Here is a 19905-nt window from a genome sequence, read left to right on the forward strand (position 1 = left end):
TCGGAACGGACGATAGGAGACGGGAACGATACCTGTCCAACACGAAAAACGCATTGTTCGATGCGCGGGAGGTATCAGTCCTTTGAGGCGAACGGATCGGTCACCGGACCCGACGGCAGCGCGGCCGAGACGCTGTTCAGCAGGCCCGCGAACTCCGCCAGGCAGGTGGTGCACCGCGCGGCGTGCCGGCTCAGCTCCCGGATCCGCTCCTCGCTGAGCACCTGGTCCGCGCGGACGTCGCGGACGCGGCGGCAGCGGGCCCGCGGCTCCGGCCGGACACCGGCGAGCATCGCGTCGATCCGGTCGGCGGCCTCCGGATGGCCCGCCGCGTAAGCCTCCGCGTACGCCTGCGCCGCCTCGGTGACCAGGGGCAGATCCGCGCGGCCGCGCGAACCGGCGAGCCGGTCGAGCGTCCGGCCGAGGCGCAGCGCGGCGTCCGCGTGGTCGTTGCCGGCCGCGATCCGGTACCAGCGGGCGGCCTCCCCCAGGTTCCCGTCCGCCTCGTGGCGGCGCGCCAGCTCGTAGGCGGCCCGGTCCAGTTCGAGCGACGCGACGAACGACGCGTGCCTGGCCCGCACGATGTCGTCGCGCTGCCGCCGCCGGAACTCCTCCTCCACGTCGCCGAGCCCGACGGCGAACTCCTCCTCGGGCATGGACGCGATGGCCGACGCGGCATCGGCGAGGACACCGTCCAGGCCCGCACGGGACGGCGTCCGCACGGCCCGCACGGCGCCGTCACGAGGACCGCTCACCGCGCCTCGCCCTTCCCCGCGCCGACGAGCCCGTCCAGCCGCCCGCGCGCCCGCTCCACATGCGTCGCGGCGGCGTCCTCGCTCACGCCGAGGATGCGCGCGACGTCCGGCACGGGGAACTCCAGCAGGCAGTGCAGCGCGACGGCCTCCCGCTGCCGGCGCGGCAGCCCGCGGACCGCCGCCAGCACGTCGAGCCGCCCCCCGGCCTCGCCCGCGACCATCTCGTCCAGCGACGTGCACTGCTCGCGCGCCTTGGCCTGCCAGCGCCGCAGCAGGGTGGTCGCGACGCGGAACAGCCAGACGCCCGGCCGCTCGCAGGTGACCAGTTCGTCCCAGCCGCACCGCGCGGCGAGCAGGCTCTCCCGCGTGACGGCCTCGACCCAGCGCCCGTCGGCCGTCTGGGCCCGCAGATACCCGGTGAGCCGCGGCGTCCAGTGCCGGTGGAACGCCGGGAACGACGCCAGCGTCTCCCGGTCCCCGCTCACCGCGCCGCCCGGCCCGGGAAATGCCCGCCGCAGAAGATCCACCTCAGCGACTCCACCACAAAGCTCCTCCGCAGTCGCACGAACGACTTTCACCCCAGTCTTACGCATATGACCGCCGCCAGAGCTCACATTCACCAACATCCCCCGCGCCCCAGCAATGATCAAAATCACCAATGACCGCCAGGTCACCGAAAACCTCTGCCAACCTGCCCTGATGCCCCCAGTCAAGATCGCCAGAGAATTGGAAAACACCCACCAAACCCGACATTCGCCCAACAACACCACGAACCAAATTCCACCCACCGCGCCCTGTACGATCCCCCATTTCACACCCCACCGGCCGGCCAATCCAAGCCACAACGACGACCGTCCACGAAGTGACCCACCGCCCACCCGGCGGGCCGCCCGGCCCGCAACCACGAACCCGACGTCCCCGCCCGTCACCTCAGACCGAAGACCCAGAGCTTCGTCAGCGCGTGGAAGGCGGCGGATTCGCGCCGCCCGTGATCGCGCAAGGCCCTGCGCATGAAGCACGTGAAGACGCGGGGCAGCACCTCGACCGCCTCCCTGCGCACCAGGCCGCGCAGCGCATCCCGCCGCCGAACGTCAGGTGCGGCAAAGGGTCACGCCCCAACTCCGTCGCAGCCGCCGCAGCCGTCGCGGCGGTGCCATCCTCGGGGACGGTTGCCTTCAGGCCGGGTCGAGGCTGCCAATCTTGATGGTGCGGAGGAGCGCCACCCACTCGGCGCCGTCGAGCATCAGCACGCAGCTGTCAGGGTTCTTGGAGTCACGGACGGCCACCCCACCCACCCCTGAGGCGACTTCGACGCAGTTCGCATTGGAGCCGCTGTGAGTGCTCACACGCCAGACGGCCCCAACCTCGACACAGTTGGCGTTAGTGCCACTACGGCTGCTCTTCCGCCACCGGACGCCCACTAGATCTGACGTGGTCATCCCCGTCCCTCACTCTCCGTCATGATCTCGCAACGAAATCCACCGACTCCGCAGGACTCAGCGCCATCCACCCGGATGGATGCCTTCAGGCCGGGTCGAGGCTGCCGATCTTGATCGTGCGGAGGAGCGCCGCCCACTCGGCGCCGTCGAGCATCAGCACGCAGCCGCCAGGGTTCTTGGAGTCACGAACGGCCACCTCACCCACCCCCGAGGCGACTTCGACGCAGTTCGAATTGGAGCCACTGTGAGTGCTCACACGCCAGACGGGAGCTACCTCGACGCAGTCCGAATTGGAGCCGCTGTGCGTGCTCTTCTGCCATCGAGCGCCTGCCAACTCCGGCCCACTCATCACCGCGTCCCTCACTCTCCAGCGTGCTCTCGTGCGAGGCGCGCAACAAGATCCACCGACTCCGCTGGACTCAGCGCGACCTCCATGAGCCTATCCGCCTGATGCCGGAAAAACGCGACCTGCGCTGGTTCCTCCAAGAAGAGACCCGAGATCTTGTGCTCCAGGTGGACTACGGGCTTGGCATGAGCGAAGTCCATCACGATGAAGGAACCGTCCAGCCCAGGGTGCCCACCGAGCGCGAAGGGCAACACCTGCAGAGTGACGTTCGGCTCTTCAGCCGCCTCGATAAGGCGGCGCAGTTGACGCGCCATGGTGCGCGGACTGCCCAGGACTCGATGCAATGCCATCTCATCGACGATCGTGTACAGATTGGGTGGCTCGTCCTTGTTGAGGATGGCCTGCCTCCCCATCCGCGCGACTACGCGGACTTCGACCTCCGACTCTGGGACATCACAGCTCTTCATAACCGCGCGCGTGTACTCAGGTATCTGTAGGAGCCCCGGGACGACCAACGCCTGGAACGCGGTGATCTCAGACGCGTCGGCTTCGAGCTGGATCAGTACCCGCGACTCTTTCGACAGCCCGCCGCTGGTCTCCCACCAGCCCGGCTTGCTCGCACGCTCGGCCATGGTCAGCAGCCGAGTACGTTCTGTCCCGGTGACCCCGTAGACGACAAGCAGCGAGGCGAGGTCCTCGGCCTTGATTCCCTGCTTGCCGGTCTCAATGCGCGAGATCTTCGACGCTTGCCAGCCGAGCTGATCGGCGACCTTCCTGCAACTCTGTTGCTTGTTGATGCGCAACGCACGCAGCTCGCTTCCAAGACCCCTGACAGCTACGGTCGCCTGCTTCAAGTTGGACATCGCTCTCCCCGGATCGCCGCTGACGTGATCCAAACACGTCCATCATGCCAACTGCTCACACCGGATGTAGTCACATCGGTAGCGGCGATCGCTACTCTATGTTCTACTTCGAACACGGAGCAACGTTGCTATGTTGCTCAAACAAGGGAGCGCACATGCACATCGGTGAGGGGCCTGCGGGTCTGGACATGTCGGCGGTCTTCGGCGACGAGCGGGCGCTCATGGCGGAGCTCACGGAGCTGTCCGTGGAGTTCGCGCCCCGGCGGTTCTCGCTGTGCGAGGTGTGGGCGGACGACGAGGACGCCGGAATCGTCGGCTGGGGGATGGCCTTCGACGACGAGACCCTGCTCTACCTGCCGCAGAACGGCATGGTGGGCAGGCTGTCCTCCGCGCAGCGGGCCCTCAAGGCGTACACGCGAGGCGGAGACCGGCGGCTCATCTGGATCGACGGGCGCGACGGCTGAGGGTGTCCCGTGGCAGGCGGGAGCCCCGTGATGACGGGCAACAGGCCCCGCGAGCGGACGGACTGGCGGCCGCGCGATGGTCGAGTCAGTCGCGCGGCCGTCCCGTCCGGGTGGCCGCAGGTCGAGCAGCGGCCGGGGTGTGGTGCGGTCAGTCGCGGGTGAGCTTGCGGTGCGTCACCCGGTGCGGGCGGGCGGCGTCGGCGCCCAGTCGCTCGATCTTGTTCTTCTCGTAGTCGGCGTAGTTGCCCTCGAACCAGAACCAGTTCGAGCCCTCCTCCCACGCGAGGATGTGGGTGGCGATGCGGTCCAGGAACCACCGGTCGTGCGAGGTGATCACGGCGCAGCCGGGGAATTCGAGGAGCGCGTTCTCCAGGCTGGACAGGGTCTCGGTGTCCAGGTCGTTGGTCGGCTCGTCCAGCAGCAGGACGTTGCCGCCCAGCTTGAGGGTCAGCGCCAGGTTGAGCCGGTTGCGCTCGCCTCCGGAGAGGACGCCGGCGGGCTTCTGCTGGTCGGGGCCCTTGAACCCGAACGCGGCGACGTAGGCGCGGGACGGCATCTCGACCTGGCCGACGTTGATGTGGTCGAGCCCGTCCGAGACGACCTGCCACACCGTCTTCTTCGGGTCGATGCCGCCGCGACCCTGGTCGACGTAGGAGACCTTGACGGTCTCGCCGACCCGCAGTTCACCGGAGTCCGGCTGCTCCTCGCCGACGATCATGCGGAAGAGCGTGGTCTTGCCGACGCCGTTCGGGCCGATGACGCCGACGATGCCGTTCGGGGGCAGGTTGAACGACAGGTCGTCCATCAGGACGCGGTCGTCGAAGCCCTTCGTGAGCTTGTCGGCGACGATCACCGTGTTGCCGAGGCGGGGGCCCGGCGGGATCTGGATCTCCTCGAAGTCCAGCTTGCGGGTCTTGGCGGCCTCGGCGGCCATCTCCTCGTAGCGCTCCAGGCGGGCCTTGCTCTTGGTCTGCCGCGCCTTCGGGTTGGACCGGACCCACTCCAGCTCGTCCTCCAGGCGCTTCTTGCGCTTGGCGTCCTTGTTGCCCTCGACCTTGAGGCGCTCGGCCTTCTTCTCCAGGTAGAGGGAGTAGTTGCCCTCATAGGGGTAGCAGCGGCCGCGGTCGAGCTCCAGGATCCAGGTCGCGACGTTGTCGAGGAAGTACCGGTCGTGGGTGACGGCCAGGACGGTGCCCTCGTACTTGGCGAGGAACTGCTCCAGCCACTGGACGCTCTCGGCGTCCAGGTGGTTGGTGGGCTCGTCCAGCAGCAGCAGGTCGGGCGCTTCGAGCAGGAGCTTGCACAGCGCGACGCGCCGGCGCTCACCACCCGACAGCTTCGTGACGTCGGCGTCCGGCGGCGGGCAGCGGAGCGCGTCCATCGCCTGCTCCAGCTGGCTGTCGAGGTCCCAGGCGTTGCGATGGTCGAGCTGCTCCTGCAGCTTGCCCATCTCCTCCATCAGCGCGTCGGAGTAGTCCGTCGCCATCTTCTCGGCGATCTCGTTGAACCGGTCGACCATCGCCTTGGTCTCGGCGACGCCCTCCTGCACGTTCCCGAGGACGGTCTTCTCCTCGTTCAGCGGGGGCTCCTGCTGGAGCATGCCCACGGTGAACCCCGGCATGAGGCGCGCGTCGCCGTTGGACGGCTGTTCCAGACCGGCCATCATCCGCAGCAGCGTCGACTTGCCGGTGCCGTTCGGCCCCAGGACTCCGATCTTCGCGCCCGGCAGGAAATGCAGGGTGACGTCGTCCAGGACGACCTTGTCGCCATGCGCCTTGCGAACACGCTGCATCGTGTAGATGTACTCGGCCATATCCACAAGCCTAGAGGGTCCCGAGCACCGCTTCGTCGCCCCCGCAAATCCCCTCCCGGTGCGGGGTCAGGTGCCGCCGGAGGTCTTGGGGCCCTCCAGTGCCGGTAGGCAGACTCGGTCGCGGCCGGAGGACTTGGCGCGGTAGAGGGCCAGGTCGGCGGCGGCCAGCAGTTCCAGCAGGTCCTGGCCGTGGGTGCGGAAGAGCGCGACCCCGACCGACACCGTGACCGTGACCGTCCCCTCCTCGGCCGGCACCGCGAGTTTGCGGACCCGGCCGCGGAGCCGTTCGGCCACCCGGCACGCCTCCACGGTGTCGGCGCCCGGCAGCAGCACCACGAACTCCTCGCCGCCGAACCGGCCCACCACGTCGTAGTCGCGCAGCTGGTGGCACAGCGTGCTGGCCACCCCCACGAGGACCTGGTCGCCGATCAGGTGGCCGTGGGTGTCGTTGACCCGCTTGAAGTGGTCGATGTCGATCAGGAGCAGGGCGACCGCGTCATGGGTGCGCTGTGCCCGGGACAGCTCCGTGTCGGCCTCCCGCTGCCAGGCCGCCGCGTTCAGCAGGCCCGTCTTGGCGTCGGTCCGGGCGGCGGCCTGCAGCTGCTGGTGCATCAGGCTGCGCTGCAGCAGCATCACGGGGGGCAGCGCCAGGAACAGCAGGCCCAGCGACAGGGCGCTGATGATCGCCACGATGATGCCGACGCACAGCTCCACCAGGTCCAGCAGCAGGCTCTCGCGGGTCCACAGGACGTCCCGCCAGCGGCTCTCGGGGCTCGCCGCGTGCGCCGCGACCGCGACGAGCGCCGCGTTCACCACCGTGAACAGCGCCGCGCACCCGACGGCGGCCGGGATGCCCGGATACGCCTCGACCACCCACTGCGGCGCCCCCTCCAGCGGCTCGGGCACCACCAGATGGAACACCGCGGAGGCGCACGCACCGGCGATCCCGACCGCGGCGGCGACCACCGCCCGCCGGTAGACCAGCGTCCGCCGCACCCGGAACTGGAGCAGTGCCTGCACCGGTACCGGGATCAGCAGCGCGTAGACCGGCGGCAGCAGCAGCGCGACCGGCAGCCACCAGGCCGACAGCAGGTCGCGGGCGACGCCGGCCGGCATGCCGAGCCGCCGGGTCGCCTCGATGCACACCGCCGCGGAGGCCAGCAGCGCCGCGAACGTCATCAGGTCGTCGCCCCAGAACGGGGTCTCCACCAGCCCCGCGACGGTGAGCGCCAGATGTACGGCGACGAGCACCGGCACGTAGATCACGAGCAGGGACGGACGCCCCAGCCGCACCCGGCGCCCGGGCGTGCGGGCCAATTCCCCACCACGGTCCTCGGCGGACGACTGCACTGCCGTCATCCTTCCCCCTTACGCGAATCACGTTGTGTAACACGATAGTTGCAACGTGTGCGGAACGGGCGTGAAACAGGTACGTTCGGGAAGGCACATGCGGGTGACCGTCCCGGCCACCCGCATCGGGGCCCGCGGGATCGCGGTGCTCAGCACATCCTGAGGGGGATATCGCCATGCGCGGCATTTCCTGGATCTGACCAGGCCGCAGAAAATACCCCTAGGCGCGGGGGCGCGCCCGGTACCCACAACACCGGCCCGCCCCCGCTCCCCCTCGAACGAACCCACCCCCCGAACGCCCCGAACACCACCCCCGCCGCCAAGGGGCCGGCCAGCCGTCACCCGTCACTAGCAGGCTTGACTGCTAAGGCGAGTGCCTTTCTGGTGTTGGCGAGCCGGGTATCACGCGGCGGGTGCCTCCGCTCATCGGCGGCGGGGTGGCCGGTTGAGGCGGTCGGCTTTCCCGGCGGCGGGTATGCGCGTCAGGCGGCTTTGGGCTCTTCTTCGGCGGGGGCGGTCAGGGCCCATTGGTCGGCGGTGTCGCGGGCCAGCCGGCGGTCTTCGTCGGTCAGCGGGCCGCTGCGCTGGGCGGGGCGGAAGTCGACGGTGCCCCGGTTCAGGTCGGGGCCCAGGGTCATGGCCTCGACCTCGGCGGAGAAGCGCCACTGGTCGTCGCGTTCGTACTGGCGGATGCGCAGCCGGCCGGTGAGGACGACGGGCGTGCCGCGCTGGAGTTCGGACGCGTTGACGTTCTCGGCGAGGTTGCGCCAGCAGTTGACCGTGACGTGGAGGGGCTCGTCGTCCTGCCACTGGTTGGTCTGGCGGTCGAAGCGGCGGGGCGTGCAGCCCACCCGCAGGGAGAGGAACGGGGTTCCGTTGGACGTTACGGCGTAGCGGGGCTCCGCGGCGACCCAGCCGGTGATGGTGATGTGCGCCTCGTTCACTGTGACCTCCGTCGTCTCGGTTGTGAGGTCAACGGTGGCCCGGCGGGAGGTCGGGCGGCAGGGGGTCGGGGAATTGTGGATAACTCAGCCGAGGGCCAGGTCGACGTCCTCGCGGAAGCGGGCGTAGATCTCCAGGTCGTCCTCGATGGGCTCGACGACCTTCTCGAAGGCGACGCGCTCGATGCCGAGCCGCATGTGGTGCTCCATCTTCTCGCCGTGTTTGGCCGACGACAGCGCGACCAGGTTGCGGCAGGCGGAGGCGGTGAGCCAGCCCATGCCCAGGGTGCAGACCACCAGCACCGCCACGTAGGGGATCAGGCCCGCCTGGCCGATGAGGCCGCCCGGGTCGTCGCCGCCGACGCCGAGGAGGCCGTAGGCGACGAGGAAGCCGATCCACACGACGCTGAGGACGGCGACCAGGACGAGGAAGTACTGCCAGGTCTTCACCAGCCACCACCAGCGCGGCACCGCGTTGAAGGTGGGCAGCGCCTCCTTCAGCGACTCGCCGAGCGCCTCGGGGATCTCGGTGGCGTGGGAGCGGGCCGCCGCGCGGACCGAGCGCCCCCAGTGGGTGGGCAGGTCCGGGGTCAGGCCCTCGGTGACGCCCTGGAGCGCGTTGTCGACGTCGCCCTGCTGGGCGCCGATCGGGCCGGTGAAGGCGTTGCGGAGCTCCTCGCGCAGTTCGGTCAGGCGCATCCGGCGGAGGGGGTCCGAGCGGAGCCGGTTGATGATGGCGGTGACGGGCCAGCCGACGAAGTCGGCGGCGCGCAGCTCGTAGGCGCTCTCCATGGCCTCGGCGACGGCGGGCGCGCCCGCGGCGTCGGTCAGGGCCTGGATCAGCTCGGCGCGGCGGCCGTCGTCGACGGTGGTGGGCGGCTCGGCGTCGAAGCGGTAGGCGGTGAAGCCCTCGGCGACCCGGTCGACGTCGGCGGACAGGCGCTCGGTGCGGGCGCGGCGGGCGGCGACGGTGTCGATGAGGACGTCGCGGAAGCCGTGCACGCCGTCCTCGGCGACGGCGGAGGTGGTCACGATCCGCGGGTCGGCGAGGCCCTCGGCCTCCAGCAGGCGGCGCAGGTCGGCGACGCAGTCGTCGATCTCGTGCGGGGCGAGCCGGTCGACCTGGTTGAGGACGATCAGGGTGACGCCGGTGTGCCGGGCGAACGGGACGATGTAGTTGCGGTGCAGGGCGGCGTCGGCGTACTTCTGCGGGTCGACGACCCAGACGAGGAGGTCGGCGATGGTGACGAACCGGTCGACCTCGGCGCGGTGCACGGCCTGGATGGAGTCGTGGTCGGGCAGGTCGATGAGGACGAGGCCCTGCAGGCCGGCGTCGGCGCGCTCCAGGTCGAGGGCGCTGGCGCGGGCGTAGCGGTGCCGCTTGTCGACGTCGAGCCAGTCGAGCAGCGGCCCGGCGCCGTCCAGCCCCCAGACGCAGGAGTGGGCCTTGGACGTCATCGGGCGGCGCATCCCGGTCGGCGACAGCTCCAGCCCGCAGATCGCGTTGAACAGGGACGACTTGCCGCTGCCGGTGCCGCCGGCGAGGGTGACGACGGTGTGGTCGCCGGACAGCCGCAGCCGCTGGCCGGCCCGGTCGAGCAGTGCCCCGGCGTCGTCCAGGACGGGCTGCTCGAGCCGCCCGTACCCGGTCTGCACGAGCCGGTCGAGGGCGCCCAGCCGGTCGACCAGCCCCGGCGGGCCGGTGGGCACGGCCGCGGGCGCGGCCTCGCCGAGCGTCGGGATCCCGCCGGTCGCCGCCGGCGAGTTCGCGGGGAGGGCCGAGGTGGTCATCGGGCGACCTCGAGGTTGTAGGTGGCCTGGTACAGCTGGACGGGGACGGTCTCGTCCGGGATGCCGGCCGAGTCGAGCACCTGCCCGAACCGGATGGCCTCCTCGTCGAACAGCATGCCGATGCGGCTGCGCAGGTCGGCGCGGGCCTTGGCGCCCATGCCGCGCAGCGACTCGGCGCCGAACAGCGCCTTCAGCAGCCGCTGCGGGACGGCGCTGTTGCCGCCCTCGACGGCCACGTCGGACGTGCCGTAGCCGAGCAGGCCGATCGTCAGGACGAGGGAGACCGCCTCGGTGTCGAACGAGACCAGCTTCGCGACCGAGCGCTTGGTGACGCCCTCGGTGCGGATCAGCTCCTGGACGTGGTCCTGCCAGGAGCTGACGGCCCGGGTGACGCGGCGCGACAGCTCCGGGGAGACGTGCGCGAGGTCGGCGTCCACCCCGGCGAGGACCTGCCGCCCGGACGGGTGGTCGCGCCAGCGCGCGATGACCTGCTCGGCGCCGTGCTCCGCGGACGCCATGATCAGTGATTCGAGCCCGCTGCGCAGCGCCGCCTTCAGCGCGCGCACCCGGGCGGGGCTGCGGCGGCCGGCCCGGCGCCCGGCGCCCCGGCCGCGCCGGGACCGCTGCACGTGCAGCGCCTTGAGCAGGTCGCCGGTGCCGGCGAAGTCCTGCCAGCGGGCCAGGACCTCGCCGCGCAGCAGCGAGCCGTTGCGGGTGGCCTCGTCGAGTTCGGCGAGGGCGGTGCCGTACCCGGCCTCGACCTCGCGGGCCAGTTCGGCACGCTGCTCGACCTGCGCCTCGACCTGCCGGGCGACCTCGGGGACGCGGGTGCGCAGGCTGTCCAGGACGGCGGCGAGGGTGTCGCTGATGACGATCTCGCGGTCCTCGGCGTCCTCGGCGACGCCGATCAGCCATTCGCGGATGTCCTCGGCGGTCTCCTCGGGGAGCCGGCTGTTCTCGATGCGGGTCTCGGGGATGGTGAAGCGCTGCGCGTCGCCGACCCGGTGCTCGTCGAGCATCTCGCCGAAGTGCTCGACGACCTCGGCGCCGTCGGGGACGCGGGACAGGACGACGCCGATCGTGGCGCCGTTCTCCTTGGCGCGCTGCAGCATCTGCCACACCTGCGCGTCGGCGTACCGGGCGGCGGTGGTGACGCACAGCCACAGGTCGGCGGCCGCCATCAGCTTGGTGGCGAACTCGTAGTGGTCCTCGAAGACGGAGTCGAAGTCGGGGCTGTCGAGCAGCGCGAGGCCGGGCGGCAGCACGTCGCTGCCGATGATGACCAGCTGGTCACCGGCGATGGCGTCGGGCGCGGGGCCGCGGACGCGGCCCATGCCGGGCAGCATCGGCCCGTTCATGAACCACTCGGTGTGGTCGGGGTGGCAGACCAGGATGGGGCTGCTGGTGGTGGGGCGCAGCACGCCGGTGGCGCTCACCCGGGCGCCGACGAGGGTGTTGACCAGCGTGGACTTGCCCGCGCCGGTCGATCCGCCGAGCACCACGAGCAGCGGCGCGCCGGCGGCCTGGATGCGCGGGAGGACGTAGTCCTCCAGCTGGCCGCGCAGTTCGGCGCGGGCCTCGCGGGCCTCCTGCACGCCGGGGACGTCCAGCAGCAGGTCGAACGCGCCGAGCTGCTCGCGCAGCGCGGTGAGCGCCCGGATCAGCTCGCCCTGGCGGACCGTCCCGCCGCCGGTCGCGACGCCCGTCCGGGGGGCGCGGCGCCGTCCGCCCCTGGCCCGGCCCCCGCCCTTGGCGGACGGGGCGGCCTTCTTCGGCGCGCCGGAGCTCTCGGGGGGTTCGGAATCGGCAGGGGTCTCGGGGGCTTCGGAGGTCTCGGGGCTGTCCTTGTCAGGCACGGCGTCCTTCTCGGGCACGGCGGCCGGACCGGGCGCCGCGGAGTCGTCGATCCCGCGTTCCCGGCCGGCGGCCTCCTCGTCGTGGACCGCGCTTCGCTCTGCCGGGGGTGTCACGGATCCCGTCCCATGTCCGCTCGAATCATGTCGATCTCTCGTGCCACGGTCACCACGTCGCCGACGACCACGATCGCCGGGGGCCGGACGCCGGCGGCGGACATCTCGTCGGCCACCGTGCCCAGCGTCGCCGTCAGCACGCGCTGGCCGGGGAGCGTGCCGTCCTGTACGACGGCCACCGGCGTGTCGGACGATCGACCATAGCGCATGAGCGCCGGTGCGATGAGCGCCATCCGCTCCACCGCCATGAGCAGGACGATCGTGCCGTTCGCGCGGCCCAGCGCCGGCCAGTCGACGGTCGAGCCAGGGTGGCCGGGCGGGACGTGCGCGGAGACCACGTGGAACTCCTGCGACACCCCCCGGTGGGTGACCGGGATGCCCGCGGCGGACGGCACGGCGACCGCGCTGGTGATCCCGGGGACGACCGTGACCGGGACGCCGTGCCGGGCGCAGTAGAGGGCCTCCTCGCCGCCCCGGCCGAACACGAACGGGTCGCCGCCCTTGAGCCGGACCACGAAGCGCCCGGCCTTCGCGTGCTCGACCAGGTACTCGTTGATGCGGTCCTGGGTGACGGTGCGCCCGTAGGGGATCTTGGCGGCGTCGATCACCTCGACGTCGGCGGCCAGCTCGTCCAGCAGCCCGCCGGGGGCGAGCCGGTCGGTGACGACGACGTCGGCCATGGCGAGCAGCTGCCGCCCGCGCACGGTGATCAGGCCGGGGTCTCCGGGGCCGCCGCCGACGAGCGCGACCCCCGCGGGCTTACGCCGGGAGTGCCGGGATTCGAGCGCGCCGTCGCGCAGCCCCTCGACCACGGCGTCGCGGATGCCGGCGGCGCGGCGCGGGTCGCCGCCGAGCAGGACGCCGACGGTCGCGTCGCCCGCGTGCCCGCTCGCGGGCGTCCAGGCGGGGGACGCCGCGGCGTCGTCGGCCCGGACGGCCCAGATCCGCGCGGCGTCGGCCTCGGCGACCACGTCCGCGTTGACGCCGGCGTCGTCGGTGACGGCCTGCACGAGCCAGGCGCCCCGGCAGTCGCCGCGCTTGTAGGGGCGCTGGTGCCAGGTGATCCGGCCGCCGCCGGCGAGGCCCTCCAGGGTCGCGGTGACGGCGGGCGAGACGAGGACGACGTCGGCGCCCGCGTCCAGGAGCGCGGGGACCCGGCGCTGGGCGACCCGGCCCCCGCCGACGACGAGGACGCGTCGCCCGGCGAGTCGCAGGCCAAGCAGGTACGGGGGCACGTGGTGGTTCTCTCGACGACGGTGACCGGCAGTGTCTTCGTGGAACAAAGGTACTCGGGATGTCGAGTCCGTGGAGAGGGGCTCCGCCCGTTCGATAGCCGAGCGTGACTCAACCCGTGATCATGCCGTTACGGCAGCCCGGCGTCCTTCCCGCTGACGCCGGCCGAGTCGAACGTGGCGACCTCGTGCAGGACCCGCACCGCGCCCTGGACCAGCGGCAACGCCAGCAGCGCGCCGGTCCCCTCGCCGAGCCGGAGCTCCAGGTCGACCAGCGGCCGCAGGCCGAGCGCCGCGACGGCGGCGGCGTGGCCGGGCTCGGCCGAGCGGTGCCCGGCCACGCATCCGCCGAGGACGTCCGGGCACAGCGCGGCGGCGGCCAGCGCGGCGGCGCCGGCGATCACCCCGTCCAGGACGACCGGGACGCGCAGCGCGGCCGCGCCGAGGACGAACCCGGCGATCGCGGCGTGCTCCAGCCCGCCGACCGCCGCGAGGACCTCCAGCGGCGGCCTCCCCCGCTCCGGGAGCCCGTGCCGGGTGAGGGCCGCGCGGACGACCTCGACCTTGTGCGCGTGGGTGGCGTCGTCGATGCCCGTGCCGCGGCCGGTGACCCGCTCGGGCGGCAGCCCGGTGAACGCGGCGATCAGCGCGGCGGACGCGGTGGTGTTGGCGATCCCCATGTCCCCGGTGAGCAGGCACCGCGCGCCGTGGTCCACCAGTTCGCGGGCCACCTCGATGCCCGTCTCGACGGCGCGGCGCGCCTCGGCGGCGGTCATCGCGGGCCCGGCCGTCATGTCCGCGGTGCCGGGCGCGATCTTGCGCCGGAGCAGGCCGGGGGCGGCGTCGAGTTCGGTGGCGACGCCAACGTCGACCACGCTGACGCCCGCGCCGACCTGCGCGGCGAACGCGTTGACCACGGCGCCGCCGGCCAGGAAGTTGGCCACCATCTGCGCGGTGACCTCCTGCGGCCACGGGGTGACGCCCTGCGCGTGGACGCCGTGGTCGGCGGCGAACACGGCCACGGCGGCGGGCTCGGGCAGCGGCGGCGGGCACTGCCCGGCCAGCCCGGCGAGCCTGACCGACACCTCCTCCAGGGCGCCGAGCGACCCGGGCGGCTTGGTGAGCCTCGCCTGGTGGTCGCGGGCGTCCCGCATGGCCGCCTCGTCCAGCGGGCCGATGGCGGCGATGGTCGCGTCGATCAGGTTCACAGCGTCCCTTCCGGGATCAGATACCGAGGTCACCGAGCACTTCCAGCAGCCGGTCATTGGACGGACGGTCGCGCACGGCGATCCGCAGCCAGTCGGACCCGAGCCCCGGGAACGTGTCGCCGCGCCTGACGGCGTACCCGCGCTGCCTCAGCAAGGCCCTGATTCCGAGGGCGTCCGGCACGCACAGGCACAGGAACGACGCCCGCGCCTCGGGGACGACGTACAGGCCGCGTCCGGTGAGTTCCGCCGCCAGCCGGTCGCGTTCCTCGCCGAGTTCGACGGCCCACGCCTCGGCCTCGGCGACGGCCTCCGGTGAGGAGCACACCTCGACGGCCACGAGCGCGGGCGTCGACACGGCCCAGAGGGGCTGCGCCTCTGCGAGCCGTCCCACCAGGTGGGGATCGGCCAGGACGTACCCTGCGCGGAGCCCGGCGAGCCCCCACGTCTTGGTGAGGGACCTGATGACCGCGACGCCGGTGGGAAGCCGGCTGGCGAGGGACTCGGGTTCGCCCGGGACGACGTCCATGAACGCCTCGTCGACGACGACCGTCCGGCCGGGCCTGGCGAGGGCCGCGACGGCCTCGGACGGGTGCAGCACCGACGTGGGGTTGGTCGGGTTGCCGACCACGACGAGGTCGGCGTCCTCCGGCACGAGGCCCGGATCGAGGGTGAAGTCCTTGCTGAGGACCACCCGCTCCACCTCGTGCCCGGCGGCCCGCAGCGCGGCCTCGGGCTCGGTGAACTGCGGATGCACCACCACCGCCCGGCGCGGCGCGAGGACCCGCGCGAGCAGCACGAACGCCTCCGCGGCGCCGGCGGTCAGCAGCACCTCCTCGACGGACCTGCCGTGCCGCCGCGCGACGGCCCGGCGGGCCGGGCGCGGGTCGGGGTAGGCGGCGAGGTCGGCGACGGACGCCCGGATCCGCTCGGCCAGCCACTGCGGCGGCATGCCCGTCCGGACGTTGACGGCGAAGTCGGCGAGCCCGCCGCCGACCTCCGCGTCCCCGTGGTGGCGCAGGTCGACGTTCATGGGCGGCCCGCCTCGTGGTGCCCTGCCCGGTGCTGCCCCGCCTCGGAGAACCCGGCCTCGGGCTGCCCCGTTTCCAGGTACAGCAGCGCGTTGACGGCCGCGGCGGCGACGGCGGAGCCGCCCTTCTCCGAGACGTTGCTGAGCTGCGGCAGCCCGCTGGCGCGCAGCGCCTCCTTGGCCTCGCGGGCGCCGACGAAGCCGACCGGCATGCCGACGACGAGGGCGGGGGCGACCCGGCGCTGGATGATCTCGAAGATCGCCTCGGGTGCGGAGCCGACCACCCAGACCGCGCCCGGCCCGACCTCCGAGTACGACAGCCGCACGGCCGCCGCGGACCGGGTGATGCCGGCGGCGCGCGCCATCCGGGCGGCGGCCGGGTCGGCGGCGTGGCAGATCGGCTCGCGCGCGGTGATCCCGGCGGCGACCATGCCCTCGTCGGTGACGACCGGCGCCCCGGCCCGCAGCGCGGCCCAGCCCTGCTGGAGGTGCTCCTCCCTGGTCAGCAGGTCCACCGCGTACTCCAGGTCGGCGGTGGCGTGGATCACCCGCTCGGCGACAGCGCGCCACAGCGGCGGCATCGGCGACAGGTCGACGCGGGACCGCAGGATCTCATACGACCGGACCTCGATCGGGTGGGGCTGACGGACGGTCAACTGCGCTCCTCCAGTGCTCCGGATCCGTGCTTCCGGACGGACCTACCAGGGTTTCACGCCTTGCGGGGCGGTATGTCCGAACCGGCCGCGGCCGGGCGGCCCGGCCCGGCAGGCTTGGCCAGCTCGGCCGGCTCGCCGGGCGGCGCCGGGATCGTCTCGACCGGACGGTCCGTCCGGGACGGCCGCCGCGCCGGGGTCCCGGCGTCCCGCTCACCCCAGACGACGATCACCGGGTCTCCGGGCTCCTCCGGTGGGGTCAGCCGGGTCGCCTGGAGTTGGACGGCGCCGGGGGTGAAGCCCTGCTCGTCCAGGATGTCCAGTATGACCCGAACATCGGCGGGCGTGGAGAGGGCGACGAGCCGGGACGGCCCGAGCCCGGCGCACACCCGGACGGCCGGCGGCCCGCCGCGGCCGACGAAGACCGCGTCGGGCGCGGGCAGATGGCCGGCGGCGGACCGGACGTCCCCGGACGCCATCGCGACCTTGGCCCCGTGCAGCCGGACGTTCTCCCTGATCCGCCTGCACGCCGCGTAGTCGCGGTCGATCGCGACCACGGCGGCGCCGAAGCGCGCGCACTCGATGCCCACCGAGCCGTCGCCGGACTCCACGTCCCACACCATGTCGCCGATCCCCGGGCCGAGCCTGGCCAGCACGAAGGCGCGGACGTCCGGACGCATGCCGGCGTCGTCGCCGAACGCGTCCGCCGGCAGCGCCCATCCGGCGGGAGCACGCCGGGGCCCCGCGAACCAGCCCGCTTCACCCAGGGCGTGGCGGTTGTCCAGGACGAGCACCACATCGGGGTCGTTCCACGGACGAGTGGTCGCCTCCGCCGGACGGACGTACACGACCCGTTCTCCAGGCCCGCCCAAGTCCTCGCAGACCACGAACGAACGCGGAGTGACGGGGAACAGCGCGCGCGCCAGTTCGGCGGGCCCCGCGCCGGGCCCGGTCAGCACGGCCACCTTCGGATGGGCGCGGCACGCGTTCACCGCCTGCCGCAGATGCCCGTCCCTGGCGGAGACGACGAGGGCGTCCTCCCAGGGCAGGCCCGCCTGGGCGAAGGCCCGCGCCACCAGGGGCGTCGCGGGGATCGCCTCCGGCGCGTGGCCTTGTTCGAGCAGCTCCCGGACGATCCCGAAGTAGCCGGGGTCGCCATCTACGACGACCACGACGTCCTGTTCGGTGACATCGACGCCCTGCAGGGCCTCCACCACGTCCGTCGCGGCGACCTTGCCGACGCCCGGCGACAACGGCAGGCCCTTCAGCAGCGCGGGCGCTCCCACCACCAGCGCAGCACTCCCCAGCGCCGCCTCGGCCGCCCCGGAAAGCGGCGAACCATCACAGCCGACGACCGTAAGCATCGCCCCGCCCTACCCATCAGCTTGCATCAAGACATCCCCCACCCGACCGTGGTCGGCTGCGGTCCGCGCGGGGGGTGGTCACCGGGCCATGCGGCCGTACATGCCGACCATGCGCTCGCCGGCCGCGTCGAGCAGCACGACCTGGGCGGCGAGCGGGCCGGCCGGCGCACCGGCGGCCTCGGCGGCGAGGCGCTCCAGTTCGCCGGCCGTCCGCCGGCACAGCTCCCGGCCGCACGGCCCGAGCCGGCCCGCCGCCTCCCACAGCGCGTAGGCGTCCTCGGCCGCCGCCGCCCGCGAGACCTCCCCGGCCAGCGCGACGCCGCAGTCCATGTCGAGCGTGATCGACTCCAGCAGGCCCGCCGCCCCGCCGAGCACGGCGACCTGCTCGCCGATGCCCGCGACCAGGATGATCTGCGCGGTCCCGTCCTTGACCGCGGTCGCGACCGCCTCGCGGACCGCATCCGCCGGGACGAAGCACGCGTCCGGCAGGTCCGGCAGCATCCGCCGGGCGGCGTCGCGCGCGCCGTCCCCGTACATCACGAGCGTCCGATCCGTTGCGGTCACTGGTACCGTCCCTCCTCATCGTCGGCGACGAGCCTCGCGGAGGCGCCGTCCGCATGCGGACGCGGCGCGCCGGGCAGCGGCGGATCGGTCCCGATCCGGCTGAAGACGATCATGTCGCGGCTGACGCCGTCCGCGTCGCGCTCGGCCCCCCGCGCGACGCCCTCCCGCAGGTAGCCGGCCTTCTCGGCGACGCGGATCGAGGCGTGGTTGGTGACCATCGCGCGCAGTTCCACGCGGAACAGCCCGCGGTCGCGCAGCGCCCAGTCGGAGAGCAGCCCGAGCGCCTCGGTGGCGTGGCCGCGCCCGCGCGCGCCCGGCCGCATCCCGTAACCGACCTCGCACGTCAGATGCGACCAGTCCACCTTGAACAGCCCGATGGTCCCGATAAAGTCGCCCGTGTAACGCTCTGTCACCGCGAGATGGATACCCAGACCGAAATGCTGAACCTTGTGGACGCCCTCCTGCAGGAACCAGGCGATGGGCTCGGCTTCCAGCGCGGCCGGGAAGTTGGGCGGCAGGAAGTCCTCCCCGGCCCGGATGACCTCGATCAGCGCGGCGGCGTCGTCCAGGCCGAACGGGCGGAGGACGAGCCGCTCGCCCACCAGGCGCACGGTCCCCTCGAAGGCGTTCACCCGCGCTCCCCTCACGCCGCCCGCACAGCGCGGGCCGCCCGCACAGAATAGGCTGTCGCGGTGAGCTACCAGCGGCTGTCCCCGGACGAACGGCGCGCCCAGATCCTCGCCGTCGCCCGGCGGATGTTCACCGAGCTGCCGTACTCGGAGGTGTCCACGGCCGCGATCGCCCGGGAGACCGGCGTGCAGCGCGGCCTGATCCACTACTACTTCGGGACGAAGCGGGAGCTGTTCCTCAAGGTGGTCCACGGGCTGACGGCGTCCGCGGCGATGCAGGTCCCGCCGCCCGACGACCGGCTGACGCTGCCCGAGTCCGTCGAGCTGCTGGTGAACCTGTTCCTGGACACCGCCGACCAGAACGCGTCGACCTGGTTCGCGGCGCTGGACGCCGAGGGCTTCGGGCAGGACCCGGAGCTCCTGCGGGTCGTCAACCGGTTCAAGGACGAGGCCGTCAAGCACATGCTGGCCATCCTGCGGGTACCGGAGCCGACCGGGACGCTGCGGGCCGTCCTGCGCGTCTACACCGGGCTGGTGGACGCGGCGACGCGCCAGTGGCTGCAGGAGAAGACGCTCGACCGCGAGCAGGTGCACACGCTGCTCTCCCGGTCGCTGCTGACGCTGGTCAGCGACATCGGCCCCGCGCTGGAGAAGGACTGACCCCCCGCCGGCGGACGGTCAGCGGGGCGACGCGGCCCCCGGGACGGTGAACCAGACGGCCTTGCCGCGGACGGGCGGCCCGAGCCGCGACAGCGTGCGCCGCAGCCCCCAGCGTCCGCCGGACAGCTCCCGGACGATGCTCAGCCCGCGCCCGCAGTCGCCGGACGTCCACGAGTAGCCGGGCAGCCCGGCGTCGGCGAACGCGTCGAAGACCGCGCAGCGCACCTCGCGGGCGCACCCCCCGCCGCGGTAGAGCCACAGCTCGTGCGGGCCGTGCCCGCCGGCGTGCTGGTGGGCGTTCGTGGCCAGCTCGCTCACCATGAGCTGCGCGTCGGCGATCACGTCCGGCGGCGCGCCGAGCGAGGCGAGCGCCTCGCGCAGCACGCGGCGGGCATGACCGGCGCAGCCGGGACCGCCCGGCAGCGCCCACACCCAGCCGGGCATACCGTCGCCCGCGGCGCCGTCGCCGTCCCGCGACGCCCGCGGCACGGCGCCGCCCGCGCGGCTCCCGGTCAACGCGGCCGTCTCTGCCGATGCCGCCCCGGTCAGCGCGGTCTCGGTCAGCGCGGCGGCCTTGGTCAGGGTGATGGTCTCGGTCAAGGCGTCGGTCGCGGTGTCCGCCGTCACGGTGGTGTCCGCCGTCACGGTGGTGTCCGCCGCCGCGGCGGTGTCCGCCGCGGTATCGGCCTGCGTGCTGTTCACGGGTCCTCCCGTGGTCTACGTGCCCGGGCCCGCGACCGTCCAGCGGTCACTGTCAGTCTCCGGACGGTCACGCGTTCAAGAGTCTCGTGAGATTCTCACGACCGCAACCGTCTTCACGAAATTCCCCCGGCCTTTCC

The 19905-nt window shown here is 72.7% G+C and carries 20 protein-coding genes; 2 read left to right on the plus strand and 18 right to left on the minus strand.

Features of this window, described 5'->3' with window-relative positions; translation table 11 throughout:
• Window positions 1–74: 74 nt before the first annotated feature.
• The 5 genes from ABZ806_RS09370 to ABZ806_RS09390 all read right to left on the minus strand — a co-directional run bounded on the left by ABZ806_RS09370 (window position 75) and on the right by ABZ806_RS09390 (window position 3400).
• Window positions 75–752, minus strand: coding sequence for a hypothetical protein (locus ABZ806_RS09370; RefSeq protein ID WP_500216391.1), 678 nt, complete (start codon window positions 750–752; stop codon window positions 75–77).
• The gene (locus ABZ806_RS09375) at window positions 749–1279 is read right to left on the minus strand and encodes an RNA polymerase sigma factor (protein WP_500216392.1); all 531 of its coding nucleotides are present in this window, start codon (window positions 1277–1279) and stop codon (window positions 749–751) included. Before ABZ806_RS09375 ends, ABZ806_RS09370 begins: the two co-directional genes overlap by 4 nt.
• Before the next feature lie 648 nt (window positions 1280–1927).
• Window positions 1928–2191, minus strand: a complete 264-nt coding sequence (locus ABZ806_RS09380) for a DUF397 domain-containing protein (protein ID WP_500216393.1) — start codon at window positions 2189–2191, stop codon at window positions 1928–1930.
• An 85-nt stretch (window positions 2192–2276) separates the two neighbouring features.
• Window positions 2277–2540 (minus strand): DUF397 domain-containing protein, encoded by a 264-nt coding sequence (locus ABZ806_RS09385; protein ID WP_500216394.1) that lies wholly within the window; start codon window positions 2538–2540, stop codon window positions 2277–2279.
• Window positions 2541–2551: 11 nt separating this feature from the next.
• On the minus strand, window positions 2552–3400 hold the full coding sequence (locus ABZ806_RS09390; protein ID WP_500216395.1) for a helix-turn-helix domain-containing protein: 849 nt from the start codon (window positions 3398–3400) through the stop codon (window positions 2552–2554).
• 155 nt (window positions 3401–3555) lie between these two features.
• On the opposite strand from ABZ806_RS09390, the gene ABZ806_RS09395 reads away from it, so the two are divergent.
• Window positions 3556–3864: a hypothetical protein gene (locus tag ABZ806_RS09395; protein ID WP_500216396.1), complete on the plus strand. Its 309-nt coding sequence runs from the start codon at window positions 3556–3558 to the stop codon at window positions 3862–3864.
• A 148-nt stretch (window positions 3865–4012) separates the two neighbouring features.
• Here ABZ806_RS09395 and ettA read toward each other — a convergent pair whose 3' ends face one another.
• The 12 genes from ettA to ABZ806_RS09455 form a co-directional block, all read right to left on the minus strand.
• Window positions 4013–5677, minus strand: coding sequence for an energy-dependent translational throttle protein EttA (ettA, locus tag ABZ806_RS09400; RefSeq protein WP_500216397.1), 1665 nt, complete (start codon window positions 5675–5677; stop codon window positions 4013–4015).
• Between the two features lie 66 nt (window positions 5678–5743).
• Window positions 5744–7036, minus strand: a complete 1293-nt coding sequence (locus ABZ806_RS09405) for a sensor domain-containing diguanylate cyclase (protein ID WP_500216398.1) — start codon at window positions 7034–7036, stop codon at window positions 5744–5746.
• Between the two features lie 473 nt (window positions 7037–7509).
• Entirely contained in the window at window positions 7510–7971 is a 462-nt protein-coding gene (locus ABZ806_RS09410) for a single-stranded DNA-binding protein (RefSeq protein ID WP_500216399.1), read from the minus strand.
• Between the two features lie 84 nt (window positions 7972–8055).
• The gene (locus ABZ806_RS09415) at window positions 8056–9759 is read right to left on the minus strand and encodes a GTPase family protein (protein ID WP_500216400.1); all 1704 of its coding nucleotides are present in this window, start codon (window positions 9757–9759) and stop codon (window positions 8056–8058) included.
• Window positions 9756–11729, minus strand: coding sequence for a GTPase family protein (locus tag ABZ806_RS09420; RefSeq protein WP_500216401.1), 1974 nt, complete (start codon window positions 11727–11729; stop codon window positions 9756–9758). Before ABZ806_RS09420 ends, ABZ806_RS09415 begins: the two co-directional genes overlap by 4 nt.
• On the minus strand, window positions 11726–12964 hold the full coding sequence (gene cobA, locus ABZ806_RS09425) for a uroporphyrinogen-III C-methyltransferase (RefSeq protein WP_500216402.1): 1239 nt from the start codon (window positions 12962–12964) through the stop codon (window positions 11726–11728). The genes ABZ806_RS09420 and cobA overlap by 4 nt, the downstream gene beginning before the upstream one ends.
• A 128-nt stretch (window positions 12965–13092) precedes the next feature.
• Window positions 13093–14169 (minus strand): nicotinate-nucleotide--dimethylbenzimidazole phosphoribosyltransferase, encoded by a 1077-nt coding sequence (gene cobT / locus ABZ806_RS09430; RefSeq protein ID WP_500216403.1) that lies wholly within the window; start codon window positions 14167–14169, stop codon window positions 13093–13095.
• A gap of 16 nt (window positions 14170–14185) precedes the next feature.
• The gene (gene cobC, locus ABZ806_RS09435; protein WP_500216404.1) at window positions 14186–15199 is read right to left on the minus strand and encodes an Rv2231c family histidinol phosphate aminotransferase CobC; all 1014 of its coding nucleotides are present in this window, start codon (window positions 15197–15199) and stop codon (window positions 14186–14188) included.
• Window positions 15196–15852 (minus strand): precorrin-8X methylmutase, encoded by a 657-nt coding sequence (locus ABZ806_RS09440; RefSeq protein WP_500216405.1) that lies wholly within the window; start codon window positions 15850–15852, stop codon window positions 15196–15198. Before ABZ806_RS09440 ends, cobC begins: the two co-directional genes overlap by 4 nt.
• A gap of 53 nt (window positions 15853–15905) precedes the next feature.
• On the minus strand, window positions 15906–17138 hold the full coding sequence (locus ABZ806_RS09445) for an SAM-dependent methyltransferase (RefSeq protein WP_500216406.1): 1233 nt from the start codon (window positions 17136–17138) through the stop codon (window positions 15906–15908).
• Window positions 17139–17291: 153 nt separating this feature from the next.
• The gene (locus ABZ806_RS09450) at window positions 17292–17777 is read right to left on the minus strand and encodes a hypothetical protein (protein WP_500216407.1); all 486 of its coding nucleotides are present in this window, start codon (window positions 17775–17777) and stop codon (window positions 17292–17294) included.
• Entirely contained in the window at window positions 17774–18409 is a 636-nt protein-coding gene (locus tag ABZ806_RS09455) for a GNAT family N-acetyltransferase (protein ID WP_500216408.1), read from the minus strand. Before ABZ806_RS09455 ends, ABZ806_RS09450 begins: the two co-directional genes overlap by 4 nt.
• Before the next feature lie 60 nt (window positions 18410–18469).
• Between ABZ806_RS09455 and ABZ806_RS09460 the strand changes: the two genes are divergently transcribed.
• Complete coding sequence (locus tag ABZ806_RS09460; RefSeq protein WP_500216409.1) at window positions 18470–19066, plus strand: TetR/AcrR family transcriptional regulator; 597 nt, start codon at window positions 18470–18472, stop codon at window positions 19064–19066.
• Between the two features lie 18 nt (window positions 19067–19084).
• On the opposite strand, the gene ABZ806_RS09465 is transcribed toward ABZ806_RS09460, so the two are convergent.
• The gene (locus tag ABZ806_RS09465; RefSeq protein ID WP_500216410.1) at window positions 19085–19768 is read right to left on the minus strand and encodes an ATP-binding protein; all 684 of its coding nucleotides are present in this window, start codon (window positions 19766–19768) and stop codon (window positions 19085–19087) included.
• Between the last annotated feature and the right edge of the window lie 137 nt (window positions 19769–19905).

This window comes from Spirillospora sp. NPDC047418, assembly GCF_040643275.1.
Taxonomy (GTDB): Bacteria; Actinomycetota; Actinomycetes; order Streptosporangiales; family Streptosporangiaceae; genus Spirillospora.